Raw genomic sequence first — 25,632 nt, 5'->3', positions numbered from 1 at the left:
CCAGCCTGAAACTAGCTTCATGGCTTATTCCGGCGCTTTCTAGCTTTACAAGTACTTTGTGTAAATGCCGTGCAAGCTTACAAGAGTGCCGGTATGTAACTTTGCTATTTAAGTTCCGTTACCGTCATGTGTGGCGAGCGGTAAACCACTTCATCGTTTAGGTCAATACCAATTCCCGGTGTGTCAGGCGCTTCAATAAAGCCGTTTACTGGCTGAGGATCTTGAATGCAAAGTTCACGGTTCCAATCTTTAATGGCATAGGTGTGATGTTCGTGAATTAAAAAGTTTGGAATAGCCGTTTCTAGATGCAGGCTTGCCGCTGTAGCGACTGGGCCTCCACAAACGTGAGCTTGAACGCGCACGTCGTAGATGTCGGCATAGTCACATACCTTTTTCGCTTCTGTGAAACCGCCACAAAGGCCAACGTCAGGTTGAAGTACATCGAGAGACTGGTCTTCAAGGTATGGGCGAACGTCCCAGCGGTGATATAAACGCTCACCGCCCGCAATAGGCACGTTTACGTTCTTTGCAACTTTGTCGTGAAGCTTCGAGTTAAGGTAATTCACTGGCTCTTCATAGTACAAGCAGCCAATCTCTTCGACAATATCGCCCAGCTGAATGGCCGTTGAAGCACCTAACAAACTGTGACATTCGAAGATAATGTCGCCATCTTCACCCATGGTGTCCCTAATCGCCTGAAGGCGAGCTTTGAAAAGTTTAAGCTCGGGCTTAGTAAACAGCTTAGTTCTGTCAAAGTGAGTGTTACCGTCTTTATCATAGACGATAGGGTCAACTTTCACGGCGTCGTAACCGTCTTTCAGGGCTTTTTCAGTAGCGCGAGCATAATCTGCTGGATCGTTAAGTTTGGTCACTTCCTTATCCCAGTCAAATTGAAGCTGGCTGGCATAGCTGCGAAGCTTGCCATTCGTTTTACCACCAAGGAGTTCGTAAACAGGCAAACCGAGTGCTTTGCCTTTTATATCCCAAAGTGCGGTATCAATCGCGCTCATTGCGGAATAAATCACCGGACCGCCACCGAGTCCCCAGAAGCCTTCACGTAGCATTCTCGACCAAAGCAGTTCAGTGTGAAAGGGGTTAAAGCCAATCAGCATGGCTTCGGCAATCTCCTTAATCATATGCGCAGCGGCGCTATGGCCCCAGTCATAAGCAAGCCCTGCTTCACCTACGCCAGTAATGCCTTCATCGGTATAAACACGCACAAAAACAGGGTTCCACTGTGGGCGTTTAGGGCATTCGATATCAAAAATTTCTACTTTGGTGACTTTCATGTTTTTAAGCAATTCCTGTTTGAAATGAGTTGGCGTTGAGCTGAAATTGCGTAATTATTCGCAAAATCCTGGATCTAGCTTGTAGGCTTTGCGCAACATGGCTGGCCATGCTTTTTGACCGCCAGTCTCGCCACTGTGTACTACATTGGCCTGTGCGTATATGCCATCGATAATGTTTTGCGGTATCTCGATAACCTCTTCATTAGACTGCATCAAGGCAAGCTGAATTTCGCACGCACGCTGCAAATCGTAAAAACGCATAAAAGCGTCGCCAACAGTCGGGCCAAGGGTTAGGCCGCCATGATTAGGCAAAAGCATGTGATTTGTATCGCCAAGATCGTCCTGCAAGCGTTTCTTTTCACTATCATCAACAGCTAAACCTTCGTAGCTGTGATAAGAAAGCGATGGTAGTGAAAACATTGAATATTGGCTCCACGGCTTAAGCCCGCCTTTAACCGATGCGACTGAAATCGTGGCTAGTGTATGTAGGTGAATAACGCACTGAGCGTCGTGGCGTACTTCGTGGATAGCACTGTGAATGGTGAATCCTGCGGGGTTTATGCCGTAAGGTGTATCGTCAAGGATGTTACCCTCTAAGTCGACTTTGACCAAGTTAGAAGCCGTAACTTCATCGAAGGTAAGCCCAAAGGCGTTAACAAGATAATGGTCTGTGCCAGGCACCTTAGCGGAAATGTGGGTATAGATGAGATCGCCCCATCGCATATCTGCCACTAACCGATAGCACGCCGCCAAATCGACACGGGTTTGCCATTCTTGTTCAGGTACTTTGCCTTTTAGACTTAATGTTGGCAGTGAAAACAAGCCGCTTCTCCTATTCTTTTCGTGGGGACAATTTACCAATACCCGCAACAATGAACAATGCTTTGTCAGTGCTGCTTTATATCGAATTGGGTATAGCCATCGCGCAAGGGAATAAGATCGTCAGCAAATCTCAAAGCCTCGTGGTCTAATATAAACGGGTCTACTTTTACTAGTTTGACGACTTCTATCTGTGCCCACGGTGGTGCATCAAAGGTGTTCGGCAGTGTTTCTATTCCTTCGTTCAAAACACAGCCAAATATGACTAAGCCATTAGAGGTTGTCGATAAATATGTTTTAACCTCTACATTGAACCCAGTTTCTTCCCATGTTTCTCGGTGAGCCGTACAGGCAAGTGGTTCACTCTCATCCCAGGTCCCGCCTGGAAAGTCTAACTTGCCAGAAAGCCGATGTTTAACCAGCAATACTTCGCCACTACCTTTAATTAAACATGCTGCGGCTTTGGGTGAGGGTGACATATCCATTTCCGCGTGAATGTTTTCATATGAAATGGAATCAGAGACTCGACACATTACTGGTTCAGTTGTTGGTTTTGAGCATGCGAAAAGCGTTAAAACAGCAAATATAGCTGATAAGCGAAATAAGATGACCATTGATTTGGGTAAAATACTCTAGCGTTAGTTTGTAATTGTTGGAAAAGCAATCAAAATTATCACACAGACTCTACGCAAAAATAAAAATAACACAACAAACAATAATAGCGCGGTACACAAAACAGTGTTTGGGAACGCTTACGTAAAATGTAGAGCGAATTTGTGTACTCAAGTATTCGTTGAGCGCTTCAAAAGCCATGCTTAATAGAATACGCTTTTACCAATAGGAAAGGTTATGTCTTCACGATTCTCGTTATCGCCCTTGTTATTTGGCGTTTTGCTGCTTGCTGGCGTCGTGGCATATCTAAATGTGCCCCAGGAAGAAAGTAAAAAGAACGCCGGCGTAAGAGCTACGCCTGTTAAAACGAGCGTTGTTTCGACCCAATCATTTCCTATCACTATCGAGTCGCTCGGCACAGCTACTGCTAACGAGTCTGTAAATATCACCGCTCAAGTTACCGATACGGTAAAAGCGATAAATTTCGATGATGGAGATAAAGTCGTAGAAGGCGAGCTTTTGGTGCAGCTGAATAACACTGAAGAGCGTGCAAGGGTGGAAGAGCTCAAAGCAAACATCGACGAGGCTAAACGTCAGTTCACCCGCATAGCCGATTTGCGTCAGTCGAATGCTACGTCTGAACAGCTTCTTGATGAGCAACAAGCCCGAGTCAAAGCGTTACAGGCCCAGTTAGATGTAGCCTTAGCTCAGCTTAATGATCTACAAGTCCGCGCGCCATTTAACGGGCTGTTAGGCAACCGCGGAATCAGCATTGGTTCATTAATTCAGCCAGGTGACACCATCACCACCTTAGATGATATTAGCCAAATCAAAGTTGATTTTAGTATCGCTGAAAACCACCTCGCTAGCGTGGCTAAAGGGCAATTGGTAAGTGCGTCGTCAGTCGCTTACCCTGGAGAAGAGTTTACAGGAAAAATCACTAATATTGATACACGCTTGGACTCTGTTAGTCGCTCCATTCGCGTGCGCGCAACTATTGATAACCAAGACAGTCGTCTACGCCCAGGTATGCTGCTGACTGTCGTGGTAGAAAAACGTGTACTTAGCGCCTTAGTTTTGCCAGAAAAGGCACTGGTGCCAGTGCAAGACAAGCAGTTTGTTTACGTGGTTAAAGATAATGTTGCTCATCAAACTGAGGTGAAAATTGGTGAGCGTCGACCAGGACAAGTGCAAATTGTCAGCGGTTTAAGTGAAGGAGATGAAGTAATAACCGAAGGTACACTTCGCGTACGTGACCAATCTCCGGTTAATGTATTAAACCGCTAGGGAGTAAACAGTTATGCTATTGTCAGACGTTTCTGTAAAGCGCCCGGTTTTTGCAACCGTACTCAATTTACTGTTGATTATCTTTGGTATTGTCGCGTTCTCCATGTTGAGTTTACGGGAATACCCCGATATCGACCCTCCTATTGTATCGGTTAATACAACCTATACTGGAGCTTCAGCAAACATTGTCGAAACCCGAATTACCCAGCTTCTAGAAGATAGAATTTCGGGTATTGAAGGCATAAAGAACGTGACTTCCACGTCTCGCAATGGTCGTTCAGATATTACTATCGAATTTAAACTTTCTCGAGATATTGATGCAGCAGCCAACGATGTGCGCGAACGTGTCAGCCGCGCATTAAATAACTTGCCTGATCAAGCCGATCCTCCTGAAGTATCTAAAGCAAACTCAGATGAAAGTGCCGTGGTGTGGTACAACTTACGAAGTACTAACCTCAATACCATGGAGCTGACTGACTACGCAGAACGTGTGCTGGTTGACAGGCTATCCATTGTTGACGGTGTGGCTAGAATTCAAATTGGTGGTGGAAGACGCTACGCCATGAAAGTGTTTCTAGACCGCAATGCTATGGCGGCTAGAGGCATAACTGTTAGTGATGTAGAGCAAGTTATTCGCGCTGAAAATGTTGAACTGCCTGCTGGTGAAGTAGAAAGTGTTGATCGTGACTTTGAAGTACGAGTTGCACGAACGTTTCTAACGCCGGATGATTTTGCAGCCCTAACCGTTGCAGTAGGGGATAACGGCTATCTGGTGCGTCTAGGCGAAATAGCCCACGTTGAGCTTACCGCCGAAGACGATGAGACAGAGTTTCGTGGTGATGGCGTCAATATGATTGGCCTTGGCATTATCAAGCAGTCTAAAGCCAATACTCTCGAGGTAGCCCGCGCGGCTAAAGCGCAGATAGAAAGAATAGAAGCGACCCTTCCAGATAATATTTTTATTGTACCAAGCTACGACTCTTCGGTTTTCATTGAAGCGTCGATTGACGAGGTGTATGAGACCTTGGGGATCGCTATGCTGATGGTGGTGATCGTCATATATGTCTTCCTAGGAAATATTCGCGCCACGTTAATTCCCGCGGTGACCGTACCCGTTTCTATTATAGCGGCTTTTATCGTGATGTATGCGCTGGGGTTCTCAATCAATCTTCTCACCCTGCTTGCTATGGTACTTGCTATCGGCTTGGTGGTAGATGACGCTATTGTTGTACTTGAGAACATTTATCGACGTATCGAAATGGGCGAACCACCTATCCTGGCTGCCTATCGCGGTGCCAAAGAGGTCGGGTTTGCCGTAATTGCCACCACTCTGGTACTTATTTCTGTATTCGTTCCTTTGGTTTTCCTTGAAGGCAATATAGGCAGACTTTTCACCGAGTTTGCGTTGGCCATTGCTGCGGCAGTCGCATTTTCAAGTTTCACCGCGCTTACTTTGTCGCCTATGATGGCGTCAAAAATACTTAAAAAACGCCCACGTTCGTCAGGCTTCGGAAGCTGGATGGATAAGCGATTTTCAAAACTTGAAACCGGCTATTTCAATACGCTTGGCAAGACCTTGCACCAACCTTTCATTATGCTGCTAATGCTTGTAATTGCGATTGTTGCGTTAGTCCAACTCTCAGAGAAAGTACCTAGTGAGTTCGTTCCTAAAGAAGATAGAGGCAACTTTTTCATCTTAATGAACGCTCAAGAAGGGGCGAGCTTTGAAAGTAACGCAAAAAACTTAGAGCAAATAGAGAGCATATTAATGCCCTATCGCGAGAGCGGTAAAATTAATCGTCTCTTGGTGAGAACACCGGGTTTCGGCGGCAATGCGGGAATTGCGATCGTAGGTTCTGCAGATTGGGATGAGCGTGATTTCAGCACATTTTCACTGATGGATGAAATCAGCGGCAAGCTTAACAGCGTGCCCGATGTTCGCGCGTTTGCGATCATGCGAAGCGGGATATCGGGAGGAGGGCTAGGACGTCCCGTTCAGTTCGTCTTGCAAGGTGATACATATGAGAACCTTGTAGAGTGGCGTGACATCGTTTTACAAAAAGCAGCGCAAAATTCAGGATTAATTCGACTGGACTCTGACTACAAAGAGACATCACCCCAGTTATTGGTCAATATTAATCGCGACAGAGCGGCTGACCTAGGTGTATCAATTAGCGATATTGGCGGCACGTTAGAGGTCATGCTTGGTCAGCGAAGGGTGTCGACATTCCTTGATAGAGGTGAGGAATACGATGTCATCATGGAAGGCATTGAAGATGACTTCAGAAGCCCTAACAGCATTGAAAATTTATACGTGAGGTCATCTCGTACCGGTGAACTTATTCCCATGGATAACTTACTCACCTTTGAAGAGCAGGCTACGTCGGCAAGATTAAATCGCTACAACAGAATGCGGGCTGTAACTATTTCAGCTAACTTGGCAGATGGCTACACACTCGGTGAGGCGCTCGCCTATTTAGAAAATATAGTGGCCACTGAACTGCCTGATAACGTTTCTATTGATTACAAAGGCGAGTCACAACTATATCAAGAGGCGGGTAACTCATTTGTTTATGTATTCATGCTGGCGCTTGCGGTGACTTATTTAATATTAGCTGCGCAGTTCGAAAGTTGGGTGCATCCTTTAGTGATAATGCTTACTGTGCCCTTAGCCCTCGTTGGGGCTTATATAGGGCTGTTTTTTAGCGATATGACGATTAATATCTACAGTCAGATTGGTTTGGTTATGCTTATCGGGCTTGCCGCGAAAAATGGCATATTAATAGTAGAATTTGCTAATCAGCTTCGTGATGCGGGTATGGAATTTGAACTAGCACTCAAGCGTGCTGCCGCACAGCGTTTGAGGCCTATCGTTATGACAGGGTTTACAACCGTGTTTAGCTCTTTGCCTTTGGTACTTGCATCAGGGCCTGGCGCCGAGAGCCGAATGGTGATTGGTATGGTTATTTTCTCAGGCGTGCTTGTTTCGGCATTTATGACCCTATACGTCGTTCCCACTGCCTATAGCTGGCTTGCAAGAAATACGGGCTCGCCAATGCAGCGAACCTATGAAATCGAAGCATTAGAAAAAACGATTCCTTATAAAAAAGGTGAGTCGTAGGAGTTCGGTTATAGGCTATTGATCCTCTTTTAAACTCGCGCCAGCGCAAAGTGGTGCGAGTTTAAAAATGCCAAGTATCTTTTTCCATACTTTAATATGAGTTTTCATCACTTACACCATGATGCCTGATTTTCTTAAGTTGCTGTTTTTATGTGTTTATTTTGGTATTTCAGCATCGCATTTATTTATTTTATCGGCCTTTATAAGCGCTCAAAGTATGTATTAGACAATTGTATAGTTGTCTAAATTTACACTTTTACTACACTGCGCGCCAATCTCAACCGCTTATATAAGTTATTAATTTATATAAGGTAAAAAATTCAAGCTCAAAGTGGCGAATATTGCATTTGTGACCAATAATTACATCGTTGCAAATGTTCGGACACACAAACACATTTTTGCTTCTTTTCGCTCAAACGCGTAAATGTCGTCTTTGGCGCTAGTAAAGAAAGTAAAGAGCGATGAGCTAGTATTCACACAAATTCTAGAGGACACATGATGAAAAAATGGATACTTGTAGCAGGGCTTTGCTGCAACGTTGCAATCGCTGATGTAGCAGTCATCGTACATCCCAACAATGGCGACTCTTTAGATAAAGATAGCATCAGTCGACTTTTCTTAAACAAAGCAAAAGCATTTCCTAGCGGTACCCAAGCGGAGCCTATCGCATTAGCTGAAGGTCAACCAGCCACCGACGAATTCAACGGCAAAGTATTAAATAAGACTGCAGCGCAGTTAACTGCATTCTGGTCAAAACTTGTGTTTACCGGTAAAGGTCAACCGCCGAAGGCAATGGGGAGTGACGCAGAGGTAGTATCGGCGGTAGCGGGTAACCCAGGTGCTATAGGTTATGTAGACGCAGGCGCTGTTAATGACAGCGTACGTGTTGTCGCCACCTTTTAACTTACCGTTAATACAAAGAATTTAAGGAATACGCATGAAAACCAAATTAGCTATTTTATCTTTGGCTGGCCTTTTGGCTACTCCAACATTAGCCGACGTACAAATTAACGGCTTCGCAAACCTGATTGGCGGTATGACATTAGATGATGATGAGTCAGTTTACGATTACGACAGCGACTTTGATTTTGAACCTGCCAGTGTGTTTGGTTTGCAAATTCGCGGCGAAGTAAGCGACAAGCTTTCTGCAACTGCTCAGTTAGTAGGTCGCGGCAGCAATGACTACGAAGTCGATTTTGAGTGGGCGTATATGACCTACGTGCTAAATAACAATATTAATATTAGTGCAGGCCGTCTTCGCATGCCGTTATTTAAATACTCCTCTTCATTAGACATCGGCTATTCCTACCACTGGCTAACACCGCCAGACTCGGTTTACGGCATTGACTTCAATAATATTGAAGGTGTGCGTATTGATTACATCAATTATTCAGGCGACTGGGAGTACGGAAGCCAACTAACTATTGGTAAAGTAAAGGCGGATACCACTATCTCGGGAACTCCTGCTGTGCTTGAGTTGGAAAATGTTGTTGCGATATCTTTCGACGCTACTCGTGATTGGTTCAGTGCAAGAACTTTGTTTGCACGTGGTAAAACAAGTGCAGCCAATGCTGACTTCGACACATTTATTGGCGGCTTAAATCAGTATGGCGCTTTCATCCCATCTGCATCTTTGGCTGCAGAAGGTCTAAGCGTTAATGAAGATACGGGAACCTTCTTCGAAGTTGCTGTAGATATCGACAAATATGATTGGTTTGTTGGCGCTGAATTCACGCAGACAGAAGTAGATGGCTCTGTTATTGCTGATAATCAAGCATGGTATGTTACAGCAGGTATGCGCTTCGGCAAATTTACACCGCATATTACCTATGAAGTCGAAGAAGCAGACAACGGCACTCAGCTTGGGTTAATTGCTGCACTGCCACCAACAATTGCAACAGGTGACGCAGTTGTTGATGCTACGTGGAACGGTGCTAACGGTCAGGCAGGTATTTATCAAACTGCTGCGGGGATCGCGGCTCAACAAGAGCTAGATGTATCTGCGATAACTGTAGGTCTTCGCTACGACGTTGAACCAGGTTTTGCACTTAAAACAGACGTAACATGGTACTCTGACGACCTTAACGATCTGAACGATGCTACACTACTGAAAGTTGGCGTAAATTATACTTTCTAAATACAAATGTATGGCCTTGCAAAGAAGTGAGGCCATAATTTTATTAAAGATTTTCGTCAATGGGTAGATACATACAACACAACGCTTTTTCATAAATAGCGCAGAAGCACTTTGTGCTACTACATAGTTAAGTAGTGTTATTATAAAGATATAGTAGGATAACTAATGAACTTTTTAAAAAAAATGCCAATTGCGAGTAAGATTTTTTTAATACCGGGCATCGCGGCGCTAAGTTTTATCATTTACCTACTCATCACTGTTTATACCGCTCTTAATAACGGTGCTACATTAGAGAAAGTTCAGAAAGTCCAATTTCCTGCCTTACAACTATCGGCATCTACTTTAGTCGATATGCAAAAAGTACGAGACACCCTTTCAAGTGCAGTAACGACAGGAGATCAAGACACTTTAACAGTTGCTCAAGAACTTGCAGAAGAAGCGAAGAAGGGGCTTACTCAGATAGGGTCAATAAGCCCAGAGTTTCGCTCAGATATATCGACTATATCCTCAGGCTTCGATAATTACTTTGACGTTGCTTATGATGTTTCCCAATCGATGGTAAACGGTACAGCCGACTTTAGTCGGTTAGGTGAACTCTCTGCGCGAATGAATAAGTCTTACGATGGTGTAATTTCTGCTATGTCACAATTTCGTGATGCACAGCAAGCGGCATTTGAAGAAGCATTTCAAAATACCGACAGTGCTAACACATCGCTAATCAGCACAGGCGTTATTTTAGCAGTTGTCGTCACTGTATTGTTATTTGCTACTGCGATACCCATTGTACGGGGCATTAAACAAAGCATTGATGATGTAGTTCGTTCGCTTAAAGATATCGCACAAGAAAATGGTGACCTAACGGTTCGTATTCAAAGCAAAAGCGAAGATGAAATTGGCGAGTTGGTGTATTGGTTCAACCAATTTATGGATAAGTTACAGGGCGTAGTGCGGGATGTGGTTGAAGCGAGTTTACCGCTATCGAACTTGGCGCAAAACTTACGCGGCGTAACAGAAGAAACTCAGCGCACCATAGACGTTCAACAGCAGTCAGCTACTAATGCCAAGATTGCGGTAGATACCATGAGCGGCTCAGTTGATGGTGTTGCACATAGCGCTGCTCAAGCGGCAAGTGACGCCAACGAAGCGACGACAGCAGCGAGTGAAGGCCGTCAAATTGTGCAGCAAACCGTTACAAGCATACAGCAGCTAGCGGAAAACGTACGTGAAACAGCTGACGTCATCGGGCGCTTAGAATCTGACTCAAACAAAGTAGGCTCAGTGTTAGACGTAATTAAAGGCATCGCGGAACAAACCAATCTGTTAGCACTTAACGCGGCTATCGAGGCTGCAAGGGCTGGTGAGCAGGGCCGAGGCTTTGCGGTAGTAGCCGACGAAGTAAGAACACTAGCATCGCGTACACAGCAGTCAACGGAAGAAATTCAAAGTACTATTGAGCAACTACAAGGCGCAGCACATTCAGCCGTGGAAGTTATGGCTCGTGGTACCGAGCAGGCCACAAATAGTGTAGAAACAGCTAATAAAGCCGGCAGCAGCTTAGAAACCATTACAAGTACTATCGGTCGAATTAATCAAATGAACGAGCAAATAGCTCAAAATACAGAGGACCAGCGCACTGTTGCCGTTGACATTGTGCGTCACGTTGACGAAATTCACGAGCGTACCGAACAAACCTCAAGCCGCTCAGGCGAGCTGGGCACTATGTGTAATGAGCTTGCTGACCTTGCGCAGCACCTCGAATCAATCGCTAAGCAGTTTAGAGTGTAAGCTCTAGCTAACTTTCCTAAAGCGCATTGAAAGCCTCCTGACGGGGGCTTTTTTATATGCGCAGCGCAATGTTAGAACAATGAGTTTTAGTTTGTTATAGAAACATGAGGTTCGGGAAATTAAGATAAAAAAAATCCCCAGCAAGGGCTGAGGATTTTTATTTAAGGTAATATTTTTCTATTCGTCTAGGAAGCTGCGTAGCTGCTCAGAACGGCTAGGGTGGCGAAGCTTGCGAAGTGCTTTAGCTTCAATCTGACGAATACGCTCACGGGTAACGTCAAACTGCTTACCTACTTCTTCAAGCGTGTGGTCGGTATTCATGTCTATACCGAAACGCATGCGTAGTACTTTCGCTTCACGAGCAGTTAGACCTGCTAGTACTTCTTGCGTTGCGCCTTTTAAGCTACCGCCAGTTGCTGAATCGAGGGGCTGAATAATAGTGCTGTCCTCAATAAAGTCGCCAAGATGTGAATCTTCATCATCGCCGATAGGTGTTTCCATCGAGATTGGCTCTTTAGCAATCTTAAGTACCTTACGAATCTTGTCTTCGGGCATTAACATGCGCTCTGACAATTCTTCTGGCGTTGGTTCACGTCCCATTTCCTGAAGCATTTGGCGAGAGATACGGTTTAGCTTGTTAATCGTCTCAATCATGTGCACAGGGATACGGATAGTACGCGCCTGGTCAGCAATTGAACGAGTAATTGCCTGACGAATCCACCATGTTGCGTAAGTTGAGAACTTATAACCACGACGATATTCGAACTTATCTACCGCCTTCATCAGACCAATATTACCTTCTTGAATAAGGTCAAGGAACTGAAGACCGCGGTTGGTGTACTTCTTCGCAATTGAGATTACAAGACGAAGGTTAGCTTCAACCATTTCTTTTTTCGCACGACGTGCTTTTGCTTCACCAATCGACATGCGACGGTTGATGTCTTTAATATCAGCGATCACCAAGCCAGTTTCTTGCTCAACTTGATTCATCTTGCTAATGCAGCGTTCGATCTCTTCTTGGTTAACTGCAAGTTCAGCCGCATAAGGCGCGCCTGATTTAACTGCTTCGTGTAACCACGCAGTAGACGTTTCGTTACCCGCGAAAGCTTTTATAAAGTCTTTCTTAGGCATTTTGGCATTGACCACACAGAACTTCATTACAAGACGTTCTTGGATACGTACTTTGTCCATCATTGCACGCATGTTTTTAACCATGCGATCAAACTGCTTAGGAACTAGACGGAACTCTTTAAATACGTCGCTCAGCGCGTTGATTTGCGTACGAGAGTCGGCATGAGAACGACCTTTCTTCTCGATGACTTCGCGAGTTTTAAGGTACTGTTCACGAAGTTCTGCGAAACGTTCGCGCGCTAGCTCTGGGTCTACGCCGCCATCGTCTTCATCTTCATCTTCGTCATCATCATCATCGCCATCTTCGTCATCTAACTCTTCTTCAGATAACTCAGAGCCTACGTGTGTTGCAGTTGGCGCGAGATCTTGATCATCGTTAGGATCAACAAAGCCCGAGATAATGTCACTTAGGCGAATTTCTTCGGCTTCGTATAAATCCCACTGATCTAACAGGTAAGTGATCGCTTCTGGATATTCAGCAACCGAGCACTGTACTTGGTTAATACCGTCTTCTATACGCTTAGCGATTTCAATTTCGCCTTCGCGTGTAAGAAGTTCAACGGTACCCATTTCACGCATATACATGCGAACTGGGTCAGTCGTACGGCCAATTTCACTTTCTACAGTAGCAAGTGCTTGAGCTGCTGCTTCTGCAGCATCTTCATCAGCATTCGCTTCTTGCATGAGAAGTTCATCTGCATCAGGAGCTGATTCAGAAACTTGAATTCCCATGTCGTTAATCATGCGGATTATGTCTTCGATTTGATCAGAATCGACAATATCTTGCGGCAGGTGGTCGTTTACTTCTGCAAAGGTTAAGTAACCTTGCTCTTTACCTTTTGCAATCAGGAGTTTAATCTGAGACTGCTTGCTTTGCGCCATATAACCTACACTTCTCACATTCAATTAGTTTGCAATAGAAAAGACAACATACACATAGGTGTGTTCCCCGTTCTGCTGTAGTACTGCATTTGTATCAGGCCGTTAATGCTAGATGCCACGCTGGTATAAACCATTATGTTGCGATGCACACCTGCTCGGGTTTGGATCTGCCCGTTATGTTCGGCTATATCTTTGCTACTCGTGTTGCTGCATTTTCGTTCACATAAGAGTGTGAACCATGTTCAAACATGCACGCAGCGAATTAGCCAGTATAGCAGAATAAGCGGAGGTTTTACCAGATTGACGGCCGATTTTTTAGCCAGTGCTTTTTACGTTTCCGCTTTTATTACTTGCATCGTGCATAATTGCAAGGTGAAAACGAATTAAACATATAGCTAGCGTAGCGTACTACGCAAAAACAGATAAACCCAAAGTTCATTTTCCCCTAGGTTAACTCTTCTGCCTTTCCCTCATAAGCAGGTTCAATTCCTGTTTTTCCGCTTGAGTCAGCGGTTGAACCCGCGAGCGTGAAATTAAGGTTTCAATGCGGCTATCGAAATGCCCGTCTAGTAAGCGAGCGAAGCTGTCGTTATATACACGCTCAGCATCCTCATCTTTGACTAAGTGTTCTTGTAACAATAATTTCGCGATAGTAGAAGAATGGGGATGGTCGCGGAAATTTTCAACAAGCTGCGCAGTTTTTGCGTGAGGGTGGCTGACACAATAGCTGTGAATATCGCGCAATAAATCCATACCGGCAGCTTTGCTACCGGCGAATATATCTATCTGCACATCTTCGCAATGTGCTGCTAGCTCTGGCTTATCAAGCAGTAAGCGTATCAGCATGCGAAGTGGCGATAGTTTAGGCTTGTTTACCTGGTTGCGATTAGGGGAGTAAGCTTGCTTTGAACCTTGATTCGCTTTGGTAATATCTTGTTGAAGTTTAAACCTATCGAACTCACCGGTGTGCTTGGCTAACTCTTCCAGCAACATTTGCTTTTGGTCATCACCTAAGGTGCTTTCAATCAGTGGCATTGCTGCTTTTTTAAGGGCAATCTTACCTTCTGGCGTACCCACGTTGTGAGTTTTTAGTAAGTTCTCAAAAAAGAAACGAGACAAAGGCGTCGCGTTATCGAGCATTTCCATAAACGCATCTTTGCCCACCTGACGCACCATGGTATCTGGGTCTTCGCCATCGGGTAAGAATAAAAAAGATATACGCACGCCGTCTTTTAATGCCGGTAAGGCGTTCTCTAGCGCGCGCCATGCAGCTTCACGCCCAGCGCGGTCACCATCATAACAGCACACAATGTGCGAGGTAGCGCGAACCAGCATTTGAATGTGTTCAGGTGTGGTAGCCGTACCCAAGGCAGCGGTAGCAATATTAATGTCGAACTGACTCAATGCCACCACATCCATATAGCCTTCAACAACAACAACAGTATCTAGCGTTCTATTATTCTGGCGCGCTGAGTAAAACCCAAAAAGCTCGCTGCCTTTATGAAAAATACGAGTTTCTGGTGAGTTTAAGTATTTAGGACCGCCGTCGTCTAAAACACGACCGCCAAAGCCGACCACGCGACCCCGTTTATCCCTAATTGGAAACATGATGCGGTCGCGGAAGAAGTCGTAGGTACGTCCTTGGTCGTTTTTATTGACCAGTTTTAAATCGACCAACTGCTTGATGCGTTGGGGATCTTTACCAAAGGTATTTAGCAGTGCGTCCCAGCTGTCAGGGGCATAGCCAATTTCCCACTGCTTAACGATATCGCCGCTTAGTCCGCGATTTTTTAAATAGTCGATGGCTTTCTTACTATTACCGTTTTGGCGCAACTGATGCTGGAAAAAGCGTGTGACTTGTTCCATTACTGCATAGTCGTCTTGCTGTTGCTGCTTTTTCTCTTCGCTCATGGCAGGCCGGCTGCCTTTTTCTCGAGGTACTTCAAGCCCGTGATAACGGGCTAGCTCTTCAATCGCCTCGACAAATTCTAAGCGGTCGAATTCCATAATAAATGAGATAGCATTACCGTGAGCGCCGCATCCGAAACAGTGATAGAACTGCTTATCTTGACTAACAGTAAAAGAGGGTGACTTTTCGTTATGAAAAGGGCAGCACGCCTGGTAATTCTTACCTGCTTTTTTGAGTTTGACTCGGCTATCTACCACTTCTACCACATCGGTACGTGACAGCAGGTCATCTATAAAATCGCGAGGTATCTTTCCAGCCATGAGGGTACTTTCAACAAAAGTTAGTTAAAAAAAGAGTTAGTTAAAAAAGAATGAGTTCAAAAATAAACAGAAAAGCATAGTCTTAGCTGCGCTTCAAACGACAGGCTACAACATCATAAAAACAGTGAAGTACTGTAACAGGGAAGTGGTTAAATGAGAATAACGAAGGTGAGACAATGCCCACCTTCTGCGCGATTCACTGTTACACGTGGGCAGTACTTAAGCGTTCAAACGCGCCTTAATTTTTGCACTCAAAGCGCCCATGTCGGTGCGGCCTTGAACCTTAGGTTTCAAGGCGCCCATGACTTTACCCATATCCTGCATACCCGACGCGCCAGTCGCAGCCATGGTTTCGTCGATAAGGGCATTGAGTTCATCGTCAGTCAAAGGCTGCGGTAAGAAATCTTCAATATAAGTGATTTCTTCACGCTCTTTGCTAGCTAGGTCTTCGCGATTGGCTGCGTCGTATTGCGCTGCCGCGTCTTGACGCTGTTTAACCATTTTGGTCAATACCGCTAAGATTGCGCTATCGTCTAGCGTGATTTGTTCATCGATTTCTTTTTGCTTAATGGCCGCCATAGCCATACGAATAGTACCAAGACGTACTTTTTCTTTTGCACGCATCGCATCTTTTTGCGCTGCTTTTAAATCATCAATTAGTGCCATGATGTTTCCTGATTTTTATTAGTAGATTGCTTATACCAATCCGCATAGAGCATTGCCCACTCAGAAGATAATGATCTATGCGGAATGGTATTATTAAGCCCCAGGTTGGAAATTAAATGCAACCATTTGAAAAGGAAAAAATGGGGTCGTAAGAATAAGGCCGAAAAATAGAGGCCCAGAAACGCGAAAGGTGCTGCAATTGCAACACCTTTCAGACTCGTTACTTAACCCTATATTAGTAGAGTTTTACGCGACGTGCGTTTTCACGAGCTAGCTTCTTAAGATGACGCTTTTTAGCGGCAGCTTTCTTGCGCTTGCGTTCCCAAGTTGGCTTTTCGAAGAATTCACGACGACGAACTTCAGAAAGAACACCTGCTTTTTCACAAGAACGCTTAAAACGACGCAGCGCCACATCAAACGGCTCGTTTTCTCTAACTTTAACGATAGGCATTAAACACTCACCTCAAAACTTTTACTGTGTAAATCCGGGTAAAATTGTGCGCTAAAAAGGCCACCCGGGTTAAAAATGGTGCGAAATTCTAATCATATCTACAGAGAAAGTAAAGGATGAATTGCCAAAAAATAGCCAATATTGTGCATTTACCGTTCATTTACCTGTTCACTGGCATTCCATGAATGCAGGATAAAAGGTAAACTCTGCGCTCGTTAAGCGCCGCGTTGTTTAACTCGGCTTGTATGAGCGCCCTATTCAGAATGCTTTTTGCTCATGTTTCTTCTGATAGATAACTGTGATCAAAAGTAGAAAGCAAATGATCCTGACTAGGGTAGTGTTATGATCGCGCCGGGATCATAAAGATGATCCCGCCAGATCGCCAGAATTATTTTCTCAGTTTTTGATATTCGCTTAACTAATTATTGTTCACAACACTGTAGTGAGTAATTTATATATTAGACAGCATTGCTATATATCCAAAAACTCGGTATTGAAGTTAGTAGTAAAAAGGGTTGCTCCCCATGCGTATTTTAGGAATAGAAACATCTTGCGACGAAACTGGCATCGCAGTTTATGACGATGAAAAAGGTTTGTTGTCGCACGAACTATACAGCCAAGTGAAGCTGCATGCGGATTATGGTGGTGTAGTGCCTGAGCTCGCCTCTCGGGACCATGTGAGAAAAATCATTCCCTTAATTGAAAAAGCCATGGAAGATGCGAATACCCAGCCGTCAGATATTGACGGTGTTGCATTCACTCAAGGCCCAGGATTGGTAGGCGCCCTTTTAGTAGGTTCATCGGTAGGGCGTTCATTGGCCTATGCGTGGAACGTACCTGCGGTGGGTGTTCATCATATGGAGGGGCACCTGTTAGCACCTATGCTTGAAGAGGACGCACCTGAATTTCCTTTCGTTGCGCTTTTAGTGTCAGGTGGTCACTCAATGCTGGTCAAAGTAGAAGGCATTGGTCAGTATGAAGTACTTGGCGAGTCAATTGACGATGCCGCAGGCGAAGCTTTTGATAAAACCGCTAAGTTACTTGGTCTTGATTACCCTGGCGGCCCTCTCTTGGCAAAATTGGCCGAAAAGGGCGAGGCGGGACACTACAAATTCCCACGTCCAATGACCGACAGACCAGGCTTAGATTTCAGCTTTAGCGGCTTAAAGACCTTTGCAGCGAATACCATTCGCGATGCTGACCTAACCGGTGATGATGCTGAGCAAATTAAAGCGAATATTGCCTACGCATTCCAAGAGGCTGTAGTGGATACGCTTATTATAAAATGTAAGCGAGCATTGAAGCAGACAGGAATGAAACGATTGGTTATTGCTGGCGGTGTTAGTGCAAATACGATGTTGCGCAGTGAGATGAAAGCCCTAATGCAAGAGCTAAAAGGTGAGGTGTTTTACCCTAGCTTAGCGTATTGTACAGATAATGGTGCCATGATTGCCTATGCGGGGATGCAGCGCTTAAAAGCAGGCGAAACCTTGGCGTTATCGTCACAAGCCAAACCGCGATGGCCTCTTGATACCTTATCAGCAATTTAAAAACGCCCACTGAGTTTCAAATAATGTTGTAAAGTCGATATAGACTATTGGCGTATGCATAAGATGTTTACAAAGTAGATATAAAGCATAACAAGCGCCCAACATAGACAAACAAAAAGTAAAGGCAATGGGAGCGCATTCCATTGCCTTTTATTTTACCAAAATGAACATTGAGTAAGGACGTAAAAAAAACATGCGCTTAGCAACAGACGGAACAAAACAAAATGCACCGCTATTCCATTTAGCGTTGTCGTTATTTATTTCGCTTGCCGTTGCAGCGCTCACCGCGTCCAGTGCATTTGCATCAAGCAAGTCACCCTTGAATGCACCTGTACAAGACCTTAAGCAAGAAAAGCAGGAGCAGCAAGACCAATATGTCGTGCTCATTTCTCTTGATGGATTTCGCCATGACTATATCGAATTACACAGCGCGCAACACCTTGCTGCTATTGCAAAGCAAGGGGTAAGAGCGTCGTCTATGACCCCTGTTTATCCGTCAAATACCTTCCCCAATCATATTTCTCTGATCACAGGGCTGCTTCCTAAACACCACGGGATTGTGAATAACCGTTTTTATGACAAATCCCGCCCTTCAAAAGAGGGGTATGCAAAGTATCAATTAGGTTATGGTCGTATGGACAGCACGTGGATTACGGCAACACCGCTATGGAACTTAGTGGAATATCATGGCATGAAGGCAGCTACCTTCTTCTGGCCAGAATCAGATGCTCGTATTTCAGGGGCGCAGCCCAGCTACTTTTTTCACTACTCTAAATACGCCGATTATCAGCAGCGCATCGACCAAATTATAAATTGGCTTAAACTTCCGGAAGTCTCACGACCTCGTTTAATCGCAGGCTATTTTTCGTTAACCGACACGATAGGCCATGACGAAGGGCCGCTGGCTGACAAAACCAATGATGCGGTGAAAGAGGTAGATGCGCTCATCGGTCAACTCTATGAACGCATTAACGCGTTAGACTTACCCGTAAATCTTGTAGTGGTGTCTGATCACGGAATGACGCCCATTGATGAAAGCCAGTTGCTCGAAGTCGAGTCTTTATCCATACCCGAGAGCTTTATCATTGAAAATGAAGGGGCTCAAGTTCACCTGTATGCCAAAGAAGGCATCTCAGATAAACAAATAACCGACGAGATAGAACGTCTTACACAAGTAGCTGAAAACCGCTACATTGTGCTCAATGATACCCAGCGCGCTGAGCGGCACATGGAAGTGGGAGACAGAACGGGCGATATCATTATTGAAATTGCGCCACCGGCCCGTTTTAAAAACGCTAACAGTACGCATGTTAGCAAAGGTGGGCATGGATACGTAAATACGTTACCTGATATGGGGGCGACCTTCGTTGCAGTGGGGCCTGCGTTTAAAACGAATACCACTATACCTACATTTAGCAACCTAGAAGTTTATCCAGCGCTGGCTAAAATATTGGGTATTACGCCTGTTACGCCCATAGACGGCAAGCTGGATGTACTGCAGCAGGCACTTACTCTTTAACTTTGCCTTTATCCCACACCTTACTTTCATTGCCTGCTAACAGGCGGGCTATGTTGTCTTTATGACGTAAAATAATAAGCAGCGAAAGCATTGCCACGGGCACGGTATATAAAGGCTTAATCAAAAATGTAAATAACGGCGCAAGAGATACTGCGATAAGCGCGCCCAATGAAGAATAGCCGGTAAGAAAAACCACCACCACCCAGCTTAGAACAAGTAGCCCTGCTAAATCGAGCCCGATAGGCAGCATGGCACCAAAAGCGGTAGCGACGGCTTTTCCGCCTTTAAAACCGAAATAAAGCGGAAATATATGGCCTAAACAGGCAAAGATAGCAATTATGCCCAGCATTATTGGCTCTATACCCAAAAAGTAGCTGCCGTAAACGGGAATAGTGCCTTTCAAAATATCCATAACAAGTACAAGTAGCGCAGGAATACGACCACCTAAGCGGTACACATTGGTTGCTCCAGGGTTTTTAGAGCCAGCGGTCCTTGGGTCGGGTAAACCAAATAATTGGCTTATAACCACTGCACTTGATAGTGAACCGAAGAGGTAGGCAACAGCAGCCATTAAAAGCGTTAGCGAAATCATTTTTTCATTCTAATTATCAAAAGCGTTTTAGAAGCACTACCTTCTGTCGGGTTTTACTTCTCTTGTAGGAGGTTAAAGGCTTATGCCCTATTAAATTACAAAACCTTGGTTGCCCCCAGTTGTCATACAGCGGTATAGTTGTGCCACACAAGCGTAAAGCTACTCCATCCAAACGCGATATACCACCGTTTACCAGTAATATGTGGTTGAAAGCGCAGTAGTAAGACCAGTATTGAAGCCGGAAAATAAGGCAATAAACTGGGTTGATAACAGACAAGATGAAAAAATTCCATGGGAAAAATTTATATAACAGGGCTTGAAGTAGACACCCTGATTGGTGTTTATGACTGGGAGCGAGTAAGAACCACACAGCTACTTCTCGATGTAACACTTGATGTTGACTTAAGCGCAGCAATGATAAGTGATGACGTTGCTGATACGGTAGATTATGCCAAAGTAGCCGAGTGCATCGTGGAAGTCGGCAAAGAAAGCACATTTGAACTACTTGAGGCTTTCGGAAGCAAGGTTATGGATACCGTACTTGCTCATTTTTCGGCTGCATCAATAACGCTTAAAATCGTTAAACCTAATATTCTTCCTAATGCGCAAACTGTTGCCGTTGAAATGCGAAAAGAGCGCACTAATGCCTGAACATACCATTTTAATCAGCATTGGTTCCAATATTGAGCGTGAGCATTACACTAGGCAGTCTTTAGTTGCCCTAAAACAGCACTTCTCCGATGTTTCAGTGTCTTCCGTTTATGAAAGCGAAGCTGTAGGCTTCAACGGCAGCCCTTTTTATAATGCTGCCGCACGGGCGACAACATCAAAAAATGTTGAAGAGGTGTGTGCAATACTAAAGGCAATTGAGAAAGACAATGGAAGAGTGCATACCGACAAAAAATTCTGCGCTAGAACCCTTGATCTCGACTTGCTTACCTATGATAGTAAGGTAACCACATCCCCTGTGGTTTTGCCTCGCGAAGAGATTTGTTACAACGCGTTTGTGCTTTGGCCGTTAGCTGAACTTGTTCCCGACGACATTCACCCTGAAACGCAAGAAACCTATGCCCAAATGTGGCAAAACTTTGATAAACAGAAACAGCAATTATGGCCAATTGACTTTACTTGGAGTTAAGCAAAGGAATGACACTTTTCGAAATCATTATTTTAGCAATTATTCAGGGCGTGACTGAATTTCTTCCAATCAGTAGTTCTGGGCACTTGCTGCTACCCGCTGAGCTTTTCGGTTGGGTAAGCCAAGGTTTGGCGTTTGACGTAGCAGTACATGTGGGAAGTCTTCTTGCAGTTATGATCTATTTTCGTCAAGAAATAGGGCAGATGACAGTAGCATGGGTGACTCAAGGCTTCAGCAAGCAGCAATCTACCGACAGTAAACTGGCGTGGTACGTTATTGTGGCGACTATTCCTGCGGTCATCATTGGCTTTTTGATGAAAGGCTGGATAGAAGACAATGCACGTACAGCATTGGTGATCGCAGGTACCACCATCATTTTCGGTTTGCTTTTATGGTATGCCGATTCGACAGCAAAGCGGGAACAAGAGCTTGAAGGCCTAACGTTAAAACAAGCTATTTATATTGGCTTAGCCCAAGTGTTAGCGTTAATTCCGGGGACATCTCGTTCGGGAATAACTATGACTGCTGGCTTGATGCTAGGATTAAAACGCGAAGCCTGTGCGCGCTTTTCTTTCTTACTGTCTATACCTGTCATCTTAGGTGCAGGGTTGCTAGCTACCTTAGATTTACTTAAAGCAAATGAAGCTGTGGACTGGTATGCATTGCTGTATGGTGCAGCATTTTCATTCGTAAGTGCCTACCTTTGTATCTATTTATTCCTAAGCTGGATATCCCGTATAGGCATGCTGCCTTTCGTTATCTATCGCTTAGCGTTAGGCGTAATACTTCTATGGTTTGTTTTCGCATAAGACAAGGCATCGAGCCGAGTAACAACACTGTAGTTTAGACTTTGTTATTGCGTTGACGAAAGAACCTTCATTGATCGCTAACGCAATAGTTAAACACCTGATTAAAAAGGAATGTGAGACATGGCAGAAACAATTTTTGATAAAATTATCAGCAAGGAAATTCCAGCAGAGATTTTGTACGAAGATGAACTGGCGCTGGCGTTTAAAGATATAAATCCTCAGGCTCCGACTCATTTTCTAGTTATACCGAAAAAGCAAATTGCCACGGTAAATGATATTGCTGAAGAAGATCGCGAAGTAGTGGGTCATCTATCATTGGTGGCTGCAAAGATTGCAAAAGAGCAAGGGTTTGCCGATCAGGGGTACCGTACCGTCATGAATTGCAACGAATACGGTGGGCAAACTGTATATCATATTCACCTTCACGTATTGGCAGGTAAACCACTAGGTTGGCCTCCGTATACTGAGAACATGAAGCAACACGTTGAGTAACGTTTTCGCTGACAGATAAAAAATGCCGCCAATTACTTAAAGGGCGGCATTTTTATTTACGCTCTAGATAAATGAGCTAAATGATATTAAAAAGTAAAACCTAATGGCTTACTCAGCAAGCCCCAGCACTTTCTTACCTTGATTAAAGTGAATATCAACCGGGATGCTAGCCGCTTCTAAGCGCGCTAAATCTGACGCAAGGTCAGGCTTGATCACACCCATAGTTTCCACAAGTTTTGCAACACCGTCGTAATCGCCGTCACCTTGAAGAGTCAGGATCAATTCAGAAAGTGCCTCTACTGCAGCGCCCATCTTTTGCATATTTACGCGATACATGCCGTCTTCTGTTTTCTCAAACGCACCTTGCTGTGCAAAGAAGTTAAAGCGGATCATGTTCGCTTTTCCGTGTGCAGAGCTTGCGCCGAAACGCACAGAGCGGAAAATTCCGGCCATGAAGGTCACGTAGTAGTCTTCTAGCGTACCTTCGGTAATTTCACCTTTCTCAAGAAGGCTTTGTACCATGTACAAACCTAAAATATCGGCTTTACCTTCTTCAAGGGCTGAAGCATGCTCTTTAAGTGCGCCGCGCACGGTACCCGAACCGTCTAGAGTGTTTTTAATGCCAAGGCCGTGAGCCACTTCGTGAAACATGGTGTTGGCGAAAAAGGCGTCGAACGTAATGTGCTCACGTTGCTCTGGCACAATTAGTGTATCTGCAATAGGCACTAAAATCGTGTCGAACTTAGCGCGCATTGCGTTTTTAAGCTGAAGACGGCGGGTTCCCTTTTCTAACTGAACGCGCTCGTCATTAGGCAAGTTAATCGCAATGGTCTTACTACCAGCATTAGAGTGGCCTGCATAATAAATAACATCGTAAGCGTTTAGATCTGCATCAGAACCTGGCATCTCAGCTTTGTAAGCATCAGCAACAGGAAGGCCTTTCTGAAGCTCAGGTAGGAAAGCCGCGTACTTCGCCAGCTTTTCACTCCATGCTAAATCTTTAATAAGCACGTAGGCTTCAAACGCAGCGCGATAGCCAAAGAGTTGATCTTCGTAGCTTTCAATAGGGCCAATAACCAGCTCTACTGGGTTAGTCTTCATATCCATCCAGGCCATATCAGAGGCAAGATAATCGTTAGACAGCAATGCCTCAGAACGCAGTTGCAGGTATTGCTTGAAGCTTTCATCTTCAGCTAGCTCTGACGCTTTTTTTAGTAGGTCAGATGCTTTCATTAACTCACTCTTAAAGGCTTCAGAGTAAGGCACTGAATAAAGGTTACCTGCTTCATCGCGCTTCACTATAGAATATAAGCCTTGCTTGTCGGCAAACTCAGCCGTAGCAAATTCTTCCTTTTCCATGTTGTGAGGATAAAACTCAGCGCCTAGGGCTTTATCTTCATAGCCGCTAATAAATGGCGTGTCGCCATTTAGGCGATCCCAAGGACCATAGTTAATCGCTGCAAAGTGACGTACCTTTTCGTCGCTTATCGAGGAAAGGAAAGCATCTTTATCTTCAAAAAATGCCTGCTTCCAAAACAGGTCGTCCATAATTTTCGACGCATCTATTAAAAGCGAAAGCATTTTATGCTGGTTGTCATTAAGGTGTGATAAATCGCTGGTAAGGTCTACACCGTGATAAATAGACAAGCGGGACTCGTCTACAAGTAAGGTTTGCGCTGTATCGGTTTCAGGCTTTGCCGTTTGAGTTTGCGTTGTATCGGCGCTTTTACTGCAGGCGGCCAGTATAAATAGCCCTGCTACTGCAGCAGCAATAGGCGAATAACTTGAAGTCGTTTTTTTAATCATAAGGTTTACCGTGTCGTTTTCCCGTATTGATTTAAGTATGTGGGGAGGTGTTTGCGTAACTCACTATAGCTATGCTTTTGATTCTATACAAAAGTATGAAAATTATTTGCTTAATATCAATAGTGGTTTGCTGCTTGTTGTCTATACTTTGATTGAGCTCTCGTGCTTCTGCGGTCGTTAAACATTCGCACTAAGCCTGTCTTTTTTAGTTGGTCGAAACTAAAGAGCTACTATAGTATGGTGATAGAAATACCATAATAAAACAATAAACGGTTTGTATTTTAGCGTGAAACATAGAGGCCTATGTGAATAAGCGCAGGGAATGCAACGCACAAATACTCGATTTACTTGGCGCATCAGGATTGATGTTAGCTATGTGGATAACGGGTAACGCAAACTATCGCCTTATCAAGGCAATTTGGAACTTTCTAAGGGTAGAAATATGTCTACACAGAACGCGCTTTCAACCATTTTGGTTGAAAAGATAAACAATGACACACTGGTCCTTCCTACACTTCCTGCTATCGCATTAAAAGTCCGTAAAGCAGCAGATGACCCTGACATTAACCTTAATGCTATGGGCGAGGTAATCGGACAAGACCCATCACTTAGTGCAAGAATGATCAAAATTGCAAACAGTGCTTATATGGGGCGCAGTGTTAAAGTAACCTCAATCAGTCAGGCGGTAACCCGTATTGGTTTGCGACAAATTAAGAATATCTCTACCGCATTAGCAATGGAGCAACTGTTCGTATCTAAAAATGATGTAGTAGCTCGTTATTTGCAACAGGAGTGGGCGAACACGGTAAACATAGTTGCCAGTTCAATGGCGGTATTGCAGCTTTATATAGCTCGCACCAAAAAGCGGGAAATGAGCATGGATACTATGACTTTAGCTGCATTGGTACATAATATTGGTGTACTGCCTATTTTGACCGAAGCTGAGCGCCACCCTGAAGTTTTTGCGAACCCTTCTTTCCTTGAAGTGGCAATCGATAAACTAGCGGGCCGCATTGGTGCAAGCATAATGAGAGAATGGGGCTTTGGTGAAAGCTTCGTAAATGTAGCGAAAAACTGGAAAGACTTAAGCTATCTCCCTGATGAGCTAAGCTATATTGACTTTGTTCGCGTAGGTGCGGCAGTCTCGGGAGCGGCAGGTAGCCAAAAAGACGCCATGCTAAACTTAGCTATTCAGCGTGGTGTGGTCGAAGATATGGGCGAGCTTCACTCTGATGAGTTCGAAGAGCTCACAAGTGCCGCGAAGCAAATTTTCTTATAAGCAGTTAAGCTTTTAAGCTACCCCTCAAATCTACACAG

General features: G+C 44.5%; 21 protein-coding genes. 12 read left to right on the top strand and 9 right to left on the bottom strand.

The window, feature by feature from the left end; translation table 11 throughout:
- Positions 1 to 104: 104 nt before the first annotated feature.
- The 3 genes from ACXAER_RS06970 to ACXAER_RS06960 form a co-directional block, all read right to left on the bottom strand.
- Complete coding sequence (locus ACXAER_RS06970; protein WP_474827835.1) at positions 105 to 1,289, bottom strand: mandelate racemase/muconate lactonizing enzyme family protein; 1,185 nt, start codon at positions 1,287 to 1,289, stop codon at positions 105 to 107.
- Positions 1,290 to 1,343: 54 nt separating this feature from the next.
- A complete protein-coding gene (locus ACXAER_RS06965) occupies positions 1,344 to 2,111 on the bottom strand; it encodes a class II aldolase/adducin family protein (RefSeq protein ID WP_474827833.1) in 768 nt (255 codons plus the stop codon).
- A 65-nt stretch (positions 2,112 to 2,176) separates the two neighbouring features.
- Complete coding sequence (locus tag ACXAER_RS06960; protein WP_474827831.1) at positions 2,177 to 2,587, bottom strand: NUDIX hydrolase; 411 nt, start codon at positions 2,585 to 2,587, stop codon at positions 2,177 to 2,179.
- Positions 2,588 to 2,957: 370 nt separating this feature from the next.
- Here ACXAER_RS06960 and ACXAER_RS06955 point away from each other — a divergent pair, with 370 nt between their 5' ends.
- From ACXAER_RS06955 to ACXAER_RS06935, 5 genes are all read left to right on the top strand, one after another.
- Positions 2,958 to 4,007, top strand: coding sequence for an efflux RND transporter periplasmic adaptor subunit (locus ACXAER_RS06955; RefSeq protein WP_474827829.1), 1,050 nt, complete (start codon positions 2,958 to 2,960; stop codon positions 4,005 to 4,007).
- A gap of 13 nt (positions 4,008 to 4,020) precedes the next feature.
- The gene (locus tag ACXAER_RS06950) at positions 4,021 to 7,128 is read left to right on the top strand and encodes an efflux RND transporter permease subunit (protein ID WP_474827827.1); all 3,108 of its coding nucleotides are present in this window, start codon (positions 4,021 to 4,023) and stop codon (positions 7,126 to 7,128) included.
- 498 nt (positions 7,129 to 7,626) lie between these two features.
- Complete coding sequence (locus ACXAER_RS06945) at positions 7,627 to 8,031, top strand: type 2 periplasmic-binding domain-containing protein (RefSeq protein WP_474827825.1); 405 nt, start codon at positions 7,627 to 7,629, stop codon at positions 8,029 to 8,031.
- Between the two features lie 34 nt (positions 8,032 to 8,065).
- The gene (locus ACXAER_RS06940) at positions 8,066 to 9,265 is read left to right on the top strand and encodes a topoisomerase IV (protein ID WP_474827823.1); all 1,200 of its coding nucleotides are present in this window, start codon (positions 8,066 to 8,068) and stop codon (positions 9,263 to 9,265) included.
- Between the two features lie 165 nt (positions 9,266 to 9,430).
- A complete protein-coding gene (locus ACXAER_RS06935) occupies positions 9,431 to 11,050 on the top strand; it encodes a methyl-accepting chemotaxis protein (protein ID WP_474827821.1) in 1,620 nt (539 codons plus the stop codon).
- A 177-nt stretch (positions 11,051 to 11,227) separates the two neighbouring features.
- Here the strand turns inward: ACXAER_RS06935 and rpoD are convergent, their stop codons facing one another.
- The 4 genes from rpoD to rpsU form a co-directional block, all read right to left on the bottom strand.
- Positions 11,228 to 13,063 (bottom strand): RNA polymerase sigma factor RpoD, encoded by a 1,836-nt coding sequence (gene rpoD, locus ACXAER_RS06930; protein ID WP_474827819.1) that lies wholly within the window; start codon positions 13,061 to 13,063, stop codon positions 11,228 to 11,230.
- 450 nt (positions 13,064 to 13,513) lie between these two features.
- A complete protein-coding gene (gene dnaG / locus ACXAER_RS06925; protein WP_474827817.1) occupies positions 13,514 to 15,292 on the bottom strand; it encodes a DNA primase in 1,779 nt (592 codons plus the stop codon).
- A gap of 219 nt (positions 15,293 to 15,511) precedes the next feature.
- Positions 15,512 to 15,958, bottom strand: a complete 447-nt coding sequence (locus ACXAER_RS06920) for a GatB/YqeY domain-containing protein (protein WP_118490272.1) — start codon at positions 15,956 to 15,958, stop codon at positions 15,512 to 15,514.
- A 235-nt stretch (positions 15,959 to 16,193) separates the two neighbouring features.
- A complete protein-coding gene (gene rpsU, locus ACXAER_RS06915; RefSeq protein ID WP_012517258.1) occupies positions 16,194 to 16,409 on the bottom strand; it encodes a 30S ribosomal protein S21 in 216 nt (71 codons plus the stop codon).
- A 524-nt stretch (positions 16,410 to 16,933) separates the two neighbouring features.
- Here rpsU and tsaD point away from each other — a divergent pair.
- Together tsaD and ACXAER_RS06905 are read left to right on the top strand one after the other, a co-directional pair.
- Positions 16,934 to 17,959, top strand: coding sequence for a tRNA (adenosine(37)-N6)-threonylcarbamoyltransferase complex transferase subunit TsaD (tsaD, locus tag ACXAER_RS06910; protein WP_474827815.1), 1,026 nt, complete (start codon positions 16,934 to 16,936; stop codon positions 17,957 to 17,959).
- A gap of 193 nt (positions 17,960 to 18,152) precedes the next feature.
- Complete coding sequence (locus ACXAER_RS06905; RefSeq protein WP_474827813.1) at positions 18,153 to 19,478, top strand: alkaline phosphatase family protein; 1,326 nt, start codon at positions 18,153 to 18,155, stop codon at positions 19,476 to 19,478.
- Here ACXAER_RS06905 and plsY read toward each other — a convergent pair.
- The gene (gene plsY, locus ACXAER_RS06900) at positions 19,468 to 20,070 is read right to left on the bottom strand and encodes a glycerol-3-phosphate 1-O-acyltransferase PlsY (RefSeq protein ID WP_179982378.1); all 603 of its coding nucleotides are present in this window, start codon (positions 20,068 to 20,070) and stop codon (positions 19,468 to 19,470) included. The two genes, ACXAER_RS06905 and plsY, sit on opposite strands and share 11 nt — an antisense overlap.
- A 291-nt stretch (positions 20,071 to 20,361) precedes the next feature.
- Here plsY and folB point away from each other — a divergent pair, with 291 nt between their 5' ends.
- The 4 genes from folB to ACXAER_RS06880 all read left to right on the top strand — a co-directional run bounded on the left by folB (position 20,362) and on the right by ACXAER_RS06880 (position 22,509).
- A complete protein-coding gene (folB, locus tag ACXAER_RS06895; RefSeq protein ID WP_474827810.1) occupies positions 20,362 to 20,721 on the top strand; it encodes a dihydroneopterin aldolase in 360 nt (119 codons plus the stop codon).
- Positions 20,714 to 21,208 (top strand): 2-amino-4-hydroxy-6-hydroxymethyldihydropteridine diphosphokinase, encoded by a 495-nt coding sequence (gene folK / locus ACXAER_RS06890; protein ID WP_179982380.1) that lies wholly within the window; start codon positions 20,714 to 20,716, stop codon positions 21,206 to 21,208. Before folB ends, folK begins: the two co-directional genes overlap by 8 nt.
- A gap of 8 nt (positions 21,209 to 21,216) precedes the next feature.
- The gene (locus ACXAER_RS06885; protein WP_118490266.1) at positions 21,217 to 22,017 is read left to right on the top strand and encodes an undecaprenyl-diphosphate phosphatase; all 801 of its coding nucleotides are present in this window, start codon (positions 21,217 to 21,219) and stop codon (positions 22,015 to 22,017) included.
- Positions 22,018 to 22,137: 120 nt separating this feature from the next.
- Positions 22,138 to 22,509, top strand: a complete 372-nt coding sequence (locus ACXAER_RS06880) for a histidine triad nucleotide-binding protein (protein WP_474827807.1) — start codon at positions 22,138 to 22,140, stop codon at positions 22,507 to 22,509.
- 108 nt (positions 22,510 to 22,617) lie between these two features.
- Here the strand turns inward: ACXAER_RS06880 and ACXAER_RS06875 are convergent, their stop codons facing one another.
- Positions 22,618 to 24,312: a dipeptidyl-peptidase 3 family protein gene (locus ACXAER_RS06875; protein WP_474830524.1), complete on the bottom strand. Its 1,695-nt coding sequence runs from the start codon at positions 24,310 to 24,312 to the stop codon at positions 22,618 to 22,620.
- A gap of 445 nt (positions 24,313 to 24,757) precedes the next feature.
- Here ACXAER_RS06875 and ACXAER_RS06870 point away from each other — a divergent pair, with 445 nt between their 5' ends.
- Complete coding sequence (locus tag ACXAER_RS06870) at positions 24,758 to 25,594, top strand: HDOD domain-containing protein (RefSeq protein WP_474827805.1); 837 nt, start codon at positions 24,758 to 24,760, stop codon at positions 25,592 to 25,594.
- The last annotated feature ends 38 nt before the right edge of the window (positions 25,595 to 25,632 follow it).

This window comes from Alteromonas sp. AWJ4_199 (assembly GCF_056159165.1).
This window is presented reverse-complemented; position numbering and strand designations above follow the sequence as displayed.

Coding starts and splice junctions, on each gene's coding strand:
- rpoD (WP_474827819.1), bottom strand. CDS start 13,063: ATGGCGCAAAGCAAGCAGTCTCAGATTAAACTCCTGATTGCAAAAGGT.
- ACXAER_RS06870 (WP_474827805.1), top strand. CDS start 24,758: ATGTCTACACAGAACGCGCTTTCAACCATTTTGGTTGAAAAGATAAAC.
- ACXAER_RS06940 (WP_474827823.1), top strand. CDS start 8,066: ATGAAAACCAAATTAGCTATTTTATCTTTGGCTGGCCTTTTGGCTACT.
- ACXAER_RS06955 (WP_474827829.1), top strand. CDS start 2,958: ATGTCTTCACGATTCTCGTTATCGCCCTTGTTATTTGGCGTTTTGCTG.
- ACXAER_RS06945 (WP_474827825.1), top strand. CDS start 7,627: ATGAAAAAATGGATACTTGTAGCAGGGCTTTGCTGCAACGTTGCAATC.
- ACXAER_RS06880 (WP_474827807.1), top strand. CDS start 22,138: ATGGCAGAAACAATTTTTGATAAAATTATCAGCAAGGAAATTCCAGCA.
- rpsU (WP_012517258.1), bottom strand. CDS start 16,409: ATGCCTATCGTTAAAGTTAGAGAAAACGAGCCGTTTGATGTGGCGCTG.
- ACXAER_RS06920 (WP_118490272.1), bottom strand. CDS start 15,958: ATGGCACTAATTGATGATTTAAAAGCAGCGCAAAAAGATGCGATGCGT.
- folK (WP_179982380.1), top strand. CDS start 20,714: ATGCCTGAACATACCATTTTAATCAGCATTGGTTCCAATATTGAGCGT.
- ACXAER_RS06970 (WP_474827835.1), bottom strand. CDS start 1,289: ATGAAAGTCACCAAAGTAGAAATTTTTGATATCGAATGCCCTAAACGC.
- ACXAER_RS06935 (WP_474827821.1), top strand. CDS start 9,431: ATGAACTTTTTAAAAAAAATGCCAATTGCGAGTAAGATTTTTTTAATA.
- plsY (WP_179982378.1), bottom strand. CDS start 20,070: ATGATTTCGCTAACGCTTTTAATGGCTGCTGTTGCCTACCTCTTCGGT.
- ACXAER_RS06950 (WP_474827827.1), top strand. CDS start 4,021: ATGCTATTGTCAGACGTTTCTGTAAAGCGCCCGGTTTTTGCAACCGTA.
- ACXAER_RS06960 (WP_474827831.1), bottom strand. CDS start 2,587: ATGTCACCCTCACCCAAAGCCGCAGCATGTTTAATTAAAGGTAGTGGC.
- ACXAER_RS06885 (WP_118490266.1), top strand. CDS start 21,217: ATGACACTTTTCGAAATCATTATTTTAGCAATTATTCAGGGCGTGACT.
- ACXAER_RS06905 (WP_474827813.1), top strand. CDS start 18,153: ATGCGCTTAGCAACAGACGGAACAAAACAAAATGCACCGCTATTCCAT.
- folB (WP_474827810.1), top strand. CDS start 20,362: ATGGGAAAAATTTATATAACAGGGCTTGAAGTAGACACCCTGATTGGT.
- tsaD (WP_474827815.1), top strand. CDS start 16,934: ATGCGTATTTTAGGAATAGAAACATCTTGCGACGAAACTGGCATCGCA.
- dnaG (WP_474827817.1), bottom strand. CDS start 15,292: ATGGCTGGAAAGATACCTCGCGATTTTATAGATGACCTGCTGTCACGT.